Here is a 12,898-nt window from a genome sequence, read left to right as displayed (position 1 = left end):
TTAAACTGCCTGGCCGTTGTCGTCAGTCTGGAATGCCATGCCATCTTCTTCATTGCTATTTGCCGGCTGCCCCATGTGGCATATGGATGCTTGGTCTGGCAGCATTTTCCCCGCCGCCACGCCATCGGCACAAAGCCTCTACCATTACAGCCGGTTGTTTAATTCTGTTGAAGGTAATACCAGTTTTTATCAGATTCCCGATGAAGCCAATCTGCGGCGCTGGCAGCAAAGTGTTCCCGAGCGCTTTAAATTTTGCTTTAAGTTTCATCAGAGCATTAGTCACCATCAATTACTGCAGGATGTAGAGCAGCAAACTTTAGATTTTCTGGCCCGGTTTCGGCCTATGGCGACACAAATTGGCTGTTTGATGTTGCAACTACCCGCCCATTTTGGTCCCCGCTACCTGCCACGTTTACAGCACTTTTTACAACGACTGCCGGACGACTTTGTTTACGCGGTGGAAGTGCGCCACCCGGCGTTTTTTGCCAAAGGTGACGAAGAGCGCCAATTCAACAGGTTACTGCTAGATAACGGAGTCAATCGCGTCATTATGGATACCCGTGGGCTATTCAGCGCCAAGGGTAATACCGGCCTGCTGGGTGAGGTGAAAATGAAAAAGCCACGGGTGCCGGTCAATGTGATTGCCACCGGAGCGCACCCCGTAGTGCGGTTTGTTGGCCATCCGGATATGCTTGCCAACCGTCAGTTTTACCAAAGCTGGCACAGTAAACTGCAGCAATGGCTGGATGAAGGCAGAACTCCTTTTGTGTTTTTCCACCTGGCAGATAACAGTGATGCCCCCTGGCTGGCCGAACAGTTTTTTCAGGATTGGCCTAACAAGAACTCACCTTTCACTGTCAACCTACCACGTCAGGCCAGCCAGAGTAGTCTGTTTTAGTTAGCGTCTGTTACAGTTTTCATACAGGTCAGTGTTCACAAGCCTGCTCGTCTGCCATAGGCTTACCTGCAGTAATAATGAAAAGGCATGTAACAAATGCCATCAAGGACACCTAATGAAGATAAAACTCTTATTCAGCCTGATGTTTGGCGTCAGCACTTTGGCAAATGCAACAGAAGGCTATTACCGTTTTCCAGCGCTAGCAGGCGATACACTAGTATTTACCGCGGAAGGCGATCTATGGGTAGCGGGTATCAATCAGCCACAGGCCAGACGCCTAACCACCCACCCTGCAGAAGAAACCATGGCGGCCCTCTCCAAAGACGGCAAATATGTGGCCTTTGTGGCAAATTATGACGGCGCCAATGAAGTTTACATGCTGCCTATTGAAGGTGGGCTGGCCAAGCGTCTGACGTTCGAACAGACGCAGGTAAAAGTGCACGGCTGGACAGCCTCAGGCGAGGTACTGTACAGCACCACGGGACGAGCCGGCATGTCATTTAGCTGGAACCTGTTAAAAGTGAACCCTGATAATCTTAAGGTCACTGAACTGGAAGTAGCCGACGCCGTGGACGGGGTGTTGGATGACACAGGCAAGCATTTGTATTTCAGTCAGTTTGGGTTGCAAGTGTCTGCCGATAATACTCGTCAATACCGGGGCGGTGCGACCGGCGAGCTTTGGCATTTCATACCAGGCAAAGACCAGGAGGCCACCGCGCTGACCGCCAGCCATGATGGTTCTGTACGCCGTCCTATGCTGCATAACAACAAACTGTATTTTATTTCTGATAGCAGCGGTAACGATAATATCTGGCGCATGAACCTGGATGGTTCCGGCACCGAACAAGTTACTAAGTTCACCAATTTAGCCGTACGTCATGCCAGTCTCAGCGGTGATAACCTGGTGTTCCAGTTGGGTGCCGACTTGCAACTGCTGAACCTCGCCACTGGCACAACACAAAAACTGCCATTGGATCTCACCTCGGATTTTCCCAACCTGCGTGAACACTGGGAAAACAAGCCCCTGCGTTACCTGACCTCCACCAGCCTAGCCGGCGAACAAGAAAAAGCCGTATTGACCGCCAGAGGGCGTATTGCCATATCCGGCATTGATAAGTCTCGTCTGGTTGAGATCGCCACCCCGAAAAACTCACGCAGCCGCAATGCTCTGCTTAGTCACGACGGAAAGTGGGTATACGCCTTTAATGATGCCAGCGGCGAGATGGAAATCTGGCGCTACGCCGCCGACGGCTCAAGCGATGCCAAGCAACTAACCCAAGATGGCAACACCTATCGCTGGAATCTAAGCTTGTCGCCTGACGGTAATTCGTTGGTCCACGATGACAAAAAAGGCAATGTTTGGCTGCTGGATATCGTCAGTGGTAAAAACCGCAAAATACTCAGTGGTTATGCGGGCCTTTCACCTATAGCCAGCCTTAGTTGGTCGCCGGACAGCAGTCTGCTGGCCATTGCTGGCACAGGTTTAGGAAAAGATCGTGGGCAAATCACCCTGTTTGATGTCAAAAAGCAGCGTTCGCAAATTCTCACTTCCGAAAAATACGAGTCGTATGCGCCAGCCTTCAGCCAAGATGGCAACTGGTTGTATTTCCTGTCTAACCGCCATTTTGTTGCTACACCAAACTCGCCCTGGGGCGATCGCAATATGGGCCCGGCCTTCGACCGGCGTAGCCAGATATTTGCTTACGCACTCGATGCTAAGGCACGTTTCCCTTTTCAGGCCAATGATGAGCTGTTAGCCGGCTTGGAAAAAAACATCGATGAAGATAAAAAGGATAAAGACAGTAAAGAGGACAAGAAAGCGTCACAACTGGACTGGCAGGGCATTAGCGAGCGGCTTTGGCAGGTCAGCGTTCCCGCCGGTAACTATAAGGGGCTGCAAGCAAATAAGGACTACTTGTATGTCCTTGACCAAATCAGCGAACCCGGCAGCAAGCCGGTGATAAAATCCATTGAGATCAACCCGCAAGCTAAGCTGGAAACCTTTAAAGAGGGCGTAGCAGAGTTTGCCCTGTCCACTGACGGCAAGAAAATGCTGGTGCGGCAAGACGGTGCAGACAATGCCAATATCTTTATCGTGGATGCCAAACAGAAATTTCCGAGCGATACCAGCCAAAGTAAACTCAATAGCCAAGACTGGCAAATGCTGCTGAATCCCAGTGAGGAATGGCAACAGATGTTCCATGATGCCTGGCTGATGCACCGTGACTCGCTGTTTGATAAGCGTATGCGCGGTCTTGATTGGGCAGCAGTGAAAGATAAATACCAGCCTTTGCTGAAGCGGGTCACCGATCGCTACGAACTTAACGACGTATTTGCCCAAATGATGGGTGAACTTAATACCCTGCATTCACAGGTATACGGCGGAGACGTCCCCAACGCCAGCGAGCGTCCTCGTGCCGCCTCCCTGGGGGCCAGGTTCACACAAACCAGCAAAGGACTGGAAATCTCACATATCTTCCAGCATGACCCTGAGCTGCCGGAACGCGCTGCACCGCTGGCGAAACCTGGGGTTGATGCCAAACCGGGCGATATTATCCTGGCCGTCAATGGACAGCCTGTTAAGCAAATCAGTGAACTGGTCAGTGCCCTTAGAAATCAGCACAGCAAGCAGGTTTTACTGGAACTTAAGCGCGGCGGAAAATCTCACCAAACCGTGGTAACACCGGTTAGCAACAGAGATGCCAACCAACTACGCTATCTGGACTGGGTGAGCCAGAATCGCCACAAAGTGGAGCAAGCAAACCCTGATTTTGGCTATCTGCATATTAATGCCATGGGCGGTAATGATATTGCCGAATTTGCCCGCGAATTCTACGCCAATTACAACAAGAAGGGCTTGGTTATCGATGTTCGGCGTAACCGTGGCGGCAATATTGACAGTTGGCTGATTGAGAAGCTGATGCGTAAGGCCTGGGCATTCTGGGAAAACACCCAAGGAGAAGCGTCAACCAATATGCAGTCTGCATTTAGAGGGCATTTGGTGGTGCTGGCTGACCAGTATACTTATTCGGACGGCGAGACATTTACCGCCGCCGTTAAGACCCTCAATCTAGCACCTGTTGTGGGTAAACGCACAGCTGGTGCGGGCGTATGGCTGACCGGTCGCAATCGTCTGGCCGATAACGGCATGGCGCGGGTGGCCGAGTTTGCCCAATATGCCATGGACGGACGCTGGATTGTGGAAGGCTACGGTGTTGCACCAAGCATAGAAGTCGATAATCTCCCCCATGCGACATTTAAGGGCCAGGATGCCCAGCTTCGCTATGCCATCGACTACCTGGAAAAACAGCTGAAGGCCGAGCCGATTCCAGAACTAAAAGGCAAGCCACTGCCGGATGTAAACACCCCCGCAGCGGATGTGCTGAAGTAACGCACCAAGCCGGTCACTGACCGGCTTTTTTTGCCCTTTTCTCATTCAAGCTGCTATACAAACCACCGTCTCAGACCTTCTTAATGACGCCCCAACCAGGCTGAACAAAAAATAATCAAGATTTTTTAACCTTTTAATTACATCTTAACTATACTCGCTTTAAGGTCTGCTTCTGTCGACCTAAGCGTATGATTCATAAGCAAGGATGTCACCGCTGTCATGCCTTTAGCAATGCGGTTCAGACCAAATTTAAGCGCAAAAATGCTGCGACAACATTTTCGTTTTCGACATTTTTGACAAGAGGATCCAGAACAAAACAACGATATCCGGCAAGCAGCTGCACACAGGACACCGGGAAACACACTATCACTATCTGGTTAAAGGTTTGAGCACTGTGCTCAGGCATTAGGTTTCAGGTAAATAACTCGTTCCTTGGGGTTGTATCATGAGTATTGCTGCCCGTTGCGTGATTAGTCCGTCCGTATTGCTATTGTTGCTGTTGCCCGGCCCCACCTTGGCTGATGAGCTGGATATGCGACCTATCCAGCCCTATTTACAGGAAATTGATCGCGTTCAGCAGGATGAGGGAACCTACAGCCCGCAGTTAGGGCAACTACTCTCGCAGCTTGGGGTTGCCTACCAACAGCAAAATCAACATCAATTGGCCATTGATAGTTTTTCCCGTGCATTGCAAATCACCAAAATCAGTCAGGGTATTTATGCCCTGGCCCAAGTGCCAATCATAGAGAAAATGCATAGCAGCATGATGGCTCAGAATCGCTGGAAGGAACTGGATGATCTGCACCAACGAGTGTATTGGTTGGTGAACCGGAACTACCAGCCTGACGATCCACACCTGCTCCCCTACTTGTTCAACTATGCAAGTTGGCTGCTGTTTGTGCACCATCATGAGTTTCTTAACGAGACCTATGTCAGGCTGCTCCAATCCGAAGCCCTTTACCAGCAAACTCACGACATCATTTTGGCCAATTACGGCGACAAAGATCCACGAATGGTGCAAAGCCTGAAGGGATTGGTCATGGCTAACTTCTTTAAATCTCAGCTTGGACCAGCTCAGTTAGAGTTCAACTTCGACAGCCTGGATATGACGCGTCAGGGTAGTTTTTACATGGGCTTACCAGCCGTTGACTATCGCACTGAAAACTATCGTGAAGGCAAGCTGGCCTTAGAAAAGATGGTGGAAATTTATGATGCCCAAACCGAATCAGCAGCCATGCAGAATAAGGTGCTGGCCAGAGTGGGACTGGCAGACTGGTATTTGATGTTCGGCAAAACCACCCATGCTTTCGACACCTATCGCGAAGCCAGGGAACTGGCTCGCCAGGGACAGGAAAACAATGCCTTTCAACTTTTTGAGCGCCCGACATTACTGCCTGATTCAAAAATATTCCTTGGTGAAGATGGCCAATACCGGGAACCCGATCGCTTTGTCCTAGCCAGTTTTGACGTCAATGCCCATGGCAAGGCCAACAATATTCAATTGCTTGATTCTATCCCTTTGGATGCCACCGCGATGCGTTCCAGAGCATTGAAATTCTTGCGTACCGCCAGTTTTCGCCCACGCTTTGAAGAAGAGGAACCAATAGAAACATTGGGGGTTCGGCTGAAACTCAGCAACCCTTAGGAGCAGCAATATGTCGATTCTACACCCCGTCAGACGATACAGAATTTCGCTAATCAGTGCGGCATTGTGTTTAGCACTCACTGGTTGTGAGTCAACATCACAACCTACGCCGCCAACACCTCTGCCATCTAAACCCAGTCCACCAAGCCAGCCCAGCAGCTCATCTGGCCAGGGACAAAAGCAAAGCCAACAACAGGGACAAGGTCAAAATCAGTCTCCACCATCAATGCCTTCCAGTGGCGGTCAACCCAGCCAGTCCCAGGGACAATCCTCATCAAATGATGGCCAAGCGCAGCACAGCCAAAGCTCGGCTGGCGCAGAGGCTTCCCAGCAGGGCAATCAGGGGCAGCAGGACGGGCAGCAATCCGGAGCTAACAGCGACCCAAGTGGCAGCTCAGGAACTATGGGTCAGCAAAGCGAGGGGATGGGTAACGAAGGGATGCAACAACCTGAAACCGGCGCAGGTCAGAGCGAGCAAGACCTAGGCGGCAATGCAAATGGTAGTGAAGAAACCAGCCAGGAAGCCAGTGATGATATACAAGGAGAAGGACAAAGCGAGTCAGATGATATCGACTTTTCAGAGGAAGTAAGTGCAGCTTCTTCGTCTTCTTCGTCTTCTTCGTCTTCTTCGTCTTCTTCGTCTTCTTCGTCTTCTTCGTCTTCTTCGTCTTCTTCGTCTTCAGCTTCACAAGCCGCTTCAGCGAGTCAAGCGCCAAACTCCCAACAAAGTGACGCAACAGACGAGCAGCTTATCGCCAGAGCCGATGCCCGCCTGGAAGGAGCCATGGGCCAATATGACCAGATGATATTGCGTGAAAATAGTTACATTCGGGATCGCACAGCCAAACAAGGTGCCCCCATGCCCGAAGCAAGCGGAAGCGAGGAAGAAGGTGTTGAGTCAACGGAAGATCAAGGTTTTGGCGGTGAAAAAGCCAGTGAAGCAGGTAGCCAAGGAAACGACTCGTCCTCCAATGGCGTCCCTGCATCGGCTGGCTCTCCCTTGCCAGAAGGAGGTACCCCCTTACCAGGTATTGGCGGCGTACCGGCAGATATTCCCAATGCCAATGAGGATGACGTGGTCGCCAGACAAATCCGCGAAGCAGCTATCAAAGAACGTGACCCTGCCCTACGCGAACAACTTTGGAATGAATATCGAAAATATAAAGGCTTGCCACTGAAAAAAGCCACCAACGAGCAATCAGGGTAAATGGGGGAACTCGAATGAAACATTTAGTTCTGTTGTCGTTAGCTTTAGTCGCATTAATGACGGGTGGCTGTGCAACCTACCAAGTGAAATCGACTAACACGACACCGGTAGTCACCCAGCAAACCTTATTGAATGAAAACCAACTGCTGGATGTTGCCATAGTGCGCTTTGACCCGGGTGAAATGCCCGAGGAAGATGACGAAAACACCCTCTACTTTGCGGAAATACGTAAAGCAGAAAGCCAATATTTTCCTTTTCAGTTAATGCAGGCCATGCAAAAAAGTGCCGCGTGGGGGCCGGTTCGCATCGTTCCTCAAAACTCTGTGCCCCTGGATTTGAATGTAACAGGAAAAATACTCTCTTCAGATGGCGAGAAGTTACGTCTGTGGATCCATGCCTTCGACGCCAGTGGCCGAACCTGGCTGGAAAAAGAATATGAAAGCCAGGCCAGTCGCTACGCCTATGACCCCAAATATAAGCAAACCGGAGAACCCTTCCTTGACCTATACAACCGCATCGCCAATGACCTGCTGCAATACCGTCAGCAATTAAACGAGCAGCAGGTTGCCTATCTGCATGAATTGGCAGCCTTGCGCTTCGCCAGTGAATTTTCTCCTCAGGTATTTGGTGACTACGTAAAGCAGGACAGTAATGGCTACGTCAGTATCAACAGGCTTCCTGCATCCGGAGACAACATGATGCAGCGTCTGCAGGCCATTCGTGAGCGTGACCAAATGTACATAGATACCTTGCAGGAATATTACTCGCAGTACGCCCGTGAAATGACTGTGGCCTACAGGGCCTGGCGTGGCCAGAGTTATCAGGAAGTCATTGCGATGCGGGAGCTCCAGGAAGAATCACGTAAACGCATTATGCTCGGTGCGGCAGCCATTCTCGGCGGCGTATTAGGTGCTGGAAGCCCAGACGCTGTGGCGCGCGCGGCCTCTTACGTTGGCGTAGCTGGCGGTGGCTACATGTTAAAAAGCGGTATGGATAAAGCGGATCAGGCACAGATCCACGTTGACGCATTACTCGAATTGGGAGAGTCACTGGAAGCCAGCATCGCGCCGCAGAGTATCGAACTGGAAGATCGTACCGTCACACTGTCAGGCACAGTAGATGACCAATACCAGCAGTGGAAAGCGCTGCTCAGGGAAATTTATCAGTTAGAACGTGGACAATCCGAACCCTAGCCCTCACAAAGAAGAGGTAGTTATGCAGGATGAAAAACCAGACAACGACAACCCGACGTCACCACCAAGTTTCTCGGTAGAAAGAGTCGGCTCTCCCATTAATCCCGGTGGCAGGTCATATATTCTGCTGCCACTGGTGCTATTCAGTCTGTTGCTGATTGTTGCCATCTTCTATCTGCCGGAATGGCTGCCCAAGGCCAACAATACAGCCCTCCCCGCGCCGGAGCCAGTCACCAGTAAACTTGAAGATAGTCCGTTTCAAGATGCGCAATTAGCGAAAGCCAGGCGTGAAGCACAGGATGTCCTTCAGCAACTGCTAACCGTGCAGCAAGAGCTCGAAAACATAGCGGTGCAGCGCTGGGCCGAGGAGAGTTTTCAGCAAGCCCTGCAATTCGCCGCAGACGGCGATAGTTACTATCAGCAACGCCAGTTCACCCAGGCGCTGGCACAATACCAGACAAGTCTGGAGGCTTTGCAGAGCCTGCAAACTCAAGGACAGCAAGTGCTGGAAGCCGCCTTAAATGATGGACAAGCTGCCCTAGCCAATGACGATGTTGACGCTGCCATCCAAGCGTTTGAACTGGCCTATGCCATGGCGCCAGAACAAGAGGCTGCCGTATCCGGTTTACAGCGCGCTCAAAATTTACCAGCGCTACTCAAACTGCTCACCGCCAGCCAATATGCTGAAGAAGATGGCAAGCTGGACGACGCCATTGAGTTTGCTAACCAGGCCCATGGCCTTGATTCAATGCATCTGGGTGCCAGCCAAACCCTGGCACGCTTACAGCAGAACAAATTGGATCGCTTGCATCGCCGTTATATGTCAAGCGGACTGTCGGCCTTAGCCAACAACGATACACAGCAGGCCATCGATGCTTTCACCCAGGCGCTTCATCTTAAGCCCAAAGACCAGGACAGTCTGGACGCCATGCGCCAAGCGAAAAGCAAGCAACTGGCGCAGCGAATTGCTCTGCTGATGCAAGATGGCCAGACACTCGAGGCTAGCGAGCAATGGCCAGAGGCCATAGAGCGTTACAAACAAGCTGATGCACTGCAATCTGGACTGGTGCAGGTAAGGGTCGCCCTGCTTCGCGCTCAGGCCAGAGCCGAGCTGGATGAGCTGCTTAGCGCCAGACTGGCTGCCCCTTTGGCCCTGCGCGATGAACGTCATTATGCCAATGCGGCCGAATTACTGGATCAGGCCAGCCGCATAAAGCAACCCGGCCCCCGCCTCAGCGACCAGATAGATGATCTGCAGCACTTGCTCATCCAGGCCAGACAGCCTGTTACCGTTCAGCTTTTATCCGACAAACAAACTCAAGTACAGCTGTTCAAGGTTGGCGGACTTGGGGTTTTCGACAGCAAGCAAATCCAGCTCTACCCAGGCAAATACATCTTGCAAGGCACTCGTGCCGGATATCGGGATGTGATGCATGAGTTTGTTCTTCAAGCCGGCGAAGCCGCTACCACTATTAGTATTCGTTGTACCGAAAAAATAGGCAGCATATGAGCAATCTGCAGATAAAAAATGCCACCCTGATCACCCCGGCAGTTTTTGAGCCTGGCAGCCGGCAATCGCAGCCTCGACGTCGTATCTGGCGCCCCTGGCTGTGGCTGGTAGCCATATTGCTTTGTGTCTTGCTGGGTGTCGCTGGCTTTTTGCTCAGTGCCACCAGCCTGGATATACAAGTCAGTCCATCTTCCAGCCAGATTCGGCTGGAAGGCCCCTATCAGATGCAAATTGCCGGGCGCAGATTGTTAATGCCAGGCCAGTATAAGCTGTATATAAGCCAGTCGGGGTACACCCCTTATGAGCGCCAGCTCGATACCGCCAGCGAAGATCACTTTCGCCTAAATGTTGAGCTGCAGCCTCTGCCAGGTCGACTCCAGATTTCCAGCAATGTCAGTGCACAGGTTTATCTTGATGACCAATTACTGGGCAGCACCGATGAAACCTTGCTTAATGTGCCGCTTGGAGAACAAAGCCTTCGTTTTGAGGCGTCGCGTTATCAAAGTCAGTCAAAGGTTGTTGAAGTGCAGGGCTATGATCAGCTGCAACAGTTTGACCTGGAACTGTTGCCAAACTGGGGAACCCTGGCACTGGACAGCTACCCCAGTGGTGCCACCTTAAGTGTCGACGAACAACCTTATGGTCAAACCCCTTTGGATATTGAGCTGTTGGCTGGTAGTCATAAACTGCAACTCTCTCACCCAGGCTATCAGAGCTGGCAGCAGCGTATTGATATCCGTGCGGGTGAAAGCCTTGCTATTAGCCAGGCCAGATTATTGCCAGCATCGGCCTCCTTGCAGCTCACATCGACACCTGCTGGGGCAAGTGTCAGCCTGGACGGCTTATATCAAGGAAAAACCCCCCTTGAACTGTCACTAAGTGCAGGAACAAATCATGAGTTGTTATTGCTGCGAGAAGGGTATCAACCCACCAGGCGCGAGATTCAGGCGAGCGCGGGTAGCAGCCAGTCATTGGCGCTGAATTTAGCGCCCCTGCTCGGCAAGGTGTCGGTAAGTACTTCGCATCAGGATGCGCTGCTGTATATCAACGACATTCTGCTTGGTCGCGCCAACCAAACGCTGGAGTTAGCCGCCCATCCACAGAAACTGCGAGTGAGTCTGGCTGGCCATGCCGACTTTATCCAGACACTGACTCCCAGGGCCGGACAAACCATCAAGGTCCAGGCCAAGCTGAAGACCCTTGAACAAGCCCGGTTTGAGGCGCTTCCAAGCCAGCTGACATTGTTGGGCGATGCCAGGCTGAAACTCTTTCATCCCCAGGTGAGCTTTGAAATGGGCGCATCCAGGCGTGAACAGGGACGTCGCGCCAATGAAACCTTGCACAAGGTCGCCCTGGCCCGCCCCTTTTATCTGGGCACCACCGAAGTTACCAACCGCCAGTACCGGCAGTTTGCCTCCTTTCATAGCTCTTCTCATGCTGAAGGAGCCAGTCTGGATGGCGACAATCAACCTGTGGTCAACATCAGTTGGCTGGATGCAGCCCGCTTCTGCAACTGGCTTTCCACGCAGGAAGGGTTACAGCCTTTTTACCTTATCGAAGACAATCAATATCAGGGCTTCAATGCCACCGCCAATGGCTATCGTCTGCCGAGTGAAGCTGAATGGGCCTGGGCATCACGCTATCAGCAGGACCATATGCAGCAATTTAATTGGGGTCAGCAACTACCTCCGCCAGCCGGTACTGCCAATCTGGCTGGCATGGAAAGCGCAGCATTAGTTGGTGACGTACTGGCCGGTTATGAAGACAACTTCAAGGTCAGCGCGCCGGTGGCCAGTTTTCACGCTGACAATAAGGGCCTGTATGACCTGATGGGGAATGTTTCTGAATGGGTACATGACGTTTATCAGATCCATTCCGGACTGAATTTCAAGGCAGATACCGACCCTCTTGGTGCTCAGCAAGGTATCCACCATGTCATTCGAGGCGCCAGTTGGGCCCATGGTCGCTTGACCGAAGTCAGACTGTCTTACCGGGATTACGGTAGCGACGCCCGCCGCGATGTAGGTTTCCGCCTGGCCCGTTATGCCGAATCCCTGAACACAAACACGGAGATTAGCCCATGAGCAGAAAGCTGAAACTAATGCTGCTGGCGATGCTACTGAGTTGTCAAACCGGACAAGCATTTGCCCCTGATCAACCCGAGTTAAACCGCGAAGGCATCTTCATCCCCTCCGAGGAAATCTCCGAAGATGCCTCGGTTTCTTTTCCCACGGATATATGAGGTTCGCTATGGAAAATCGTGTCCCCCGTGAGTTTATCTACCAGCTTTTTAGCTTACTACTGGCCATTATCCTGGTGCATGGTACCTATGTATCTTTAATCAGGCCCAAGGCCGATGCGCTGATCCAACAACAAGCCGAACTACAAAGCCAGGGACAGACCATTCAGGTTCAGCGTTCCTGGTACGTAGTGCTAAAAGATTTTGAACAGGAAAGCTGTTTTATTCTGATGCTGTGGGCTTGCGCCATCATGGGCTTTAAGGCCTGGCAGTTACAAGGCGAGAAGCGTATGTTGTCGCGCCATTGGCTAGCTATAGAACAAGGCACTACCATCCTGCCTGCCGATGCGGTCAATCTGTGCAGGCCGCTGCAAGCTCTGCCTGAGCAACAGCAGCAACTGCTTACTCCCCGCACTTTGTTGAGTGCCCTGCAACGTTTTGCGGCTACCGGCGATGTCACCGCCGCCGCCGATGCCATCAAGGAACAATGTGATACCGAGTCTGACCGACTGGACAGTGAGTTATCGCTGGTGCGCTACATAGCCTGGGCCATCCCCTCTATTGGCTTTATCGGCACGGTAAGGGGAATAGGCGATGCCCTGGGACAGGCCCATAAAGCCATTGAAGGCGATATTACCGGGGTGACTCAGGCATTGGGGGTGGCATTTAACTCAACCTTTATCGCCTTGCTTATCAGCATATTCATCATGTTTATCAGCCATCAGTTACAGCTACAGCAAGAACGCGTCGTCACCCAAACCAAACGCTACGCGGATGAACACTTGCTGCGCTGGATGAAGCAACTGGATTGAGGT

At 51.7% G+C, this 12,898-nt stretch carries 9 protein-coding genes; all 9 read left to right on the top strand.

What is annotated here, in order from left to right; translation table 11 throughout:
* Positions 1-37 precede the first annotated feature (37 nt).
* The 9 genes from KJY73_RS05945 to KJY73_RS05905 all read left to right on the top strand — a co-directional run bounded on the left by KJY73_RS05945 (position 38) and on the right by KJY73_RS05905 (position 12,895).
* Entirely contained in the window at positions 38-898 is an 861-nt protein-coding gene (locus KJY73_RS05945; protein ID WP_214341340.1) for a DUF72 domain-containing protein, read from the top strand.
* A gap of 115 nt (positions 899-1,013) precedes the next feature.
* A complete protein-coding gene (locus KJY73_RS05940) occupies positions 1,014-4,289 on the top strand; it encodes a S41 family peptidase (protein ID WP_214341337.1) in 3,276 nt (1,091 codons plus the stop codon).
* Between the two features lie 445 nt (positions 4,290-4,734).
* Positions 4,735-5,934, top strand: a complete 1,200-nt coding sequence (locus KJY73_RS05935) for a tetratricopeptide repeat protein (RefSeq protein WP_214341335.1) — start codon at positions 4,735-4,737, stop codon at positions 5,932-5,934.
* A gap of 10 nt (positions 5,935-5,944) precedes the next feature.
* Positions 5,945-7,141, top strand: a complete 1,197-nt coding sequence (locus tag KJY73_RS05930; RefSeq protein ID WP_214341332.1) for a hypothetical protein — start codon at positions 5,945-5,947, stop codon at positions 7,139-7,141.
* A 14-nt stretch (positions 7,142-7,155) separates the two neighbouring features.
* A complete protein-coding gene (locus KJY73_RS05925) occupies positions 7,156-8,334 on the top strand; it encodes a hypothetical protein (protein WP_214341329.1) in 1,179 nt (392 codons plus the stop codon).
* A 22-nt stretch (positions 8,335-8,356) separates the two neighbouring features.
* A complete protein-coding gene (locus tag KJY73_RS05920) occupies positions 8,357-9,844 on the top strand; it encodes a tetratricopeptide repeat protein (RefSeq protein ID WP_214341324.1) in 1,488 nt (495 codons plus the stop codon).
* Positions 9,841-11,928 (top strand): PEGA domain-containing protein, encoded by a 2,088-nt coding sequence (locus KJY73_RS05915; RefSeq protein ID WP_214341322.1) that lies wholly within the window; start codon positions 9,841-9,843, stop codon positions 11,926-11,928. The genes KJY73_RS05920 and KJY73_RS05915 overlap by 4 nt, the downstream gene beginning before the upstream one ends.
* Positions 11,925-12,086 (top strand): hypothetical protein, encoded by a 162-nt coding sequence (locus tag KJY73_RS05910; protein WP_214341319.1) that lies wholly within the window; start codon positions 11,925-11,927, stop codon positions 12,084-12,086. The genes KJY73_RS05915 and KJY73_RS05910 overlap by 4 nt, the downstream gene beginning before the upstream one ends.
* 8 nt (positions 12,087-12,094) lie before the next feature.
* On the top strand, positions 12,095-12,895 hold the full coding sequence (locus KJY73_RS05905; RefSeq protein ID WP_206592886.1) for a MotA/TolQ/ExbB proton channel family protein: 801 nt from the start codon (positions 12,095-12,097) through the stop codon (positions 12,893-12,895).
* Positions 12,896-12,898: the final 3 nt, after the last annotated feature.

It is taken from the genome of Bowmanella yangjiangensis, assembly GCF_018531185.1.
GTDB lineage: Bacteria > Pseudomonadota > Gammaproteobacteria > Enterobacterales > Alteromonadaceae > Bowmanella > Bowmanella yangjiangensis.
This window is presented reverse-complemented; position numbering and strand designations above follow the sequence as displayed.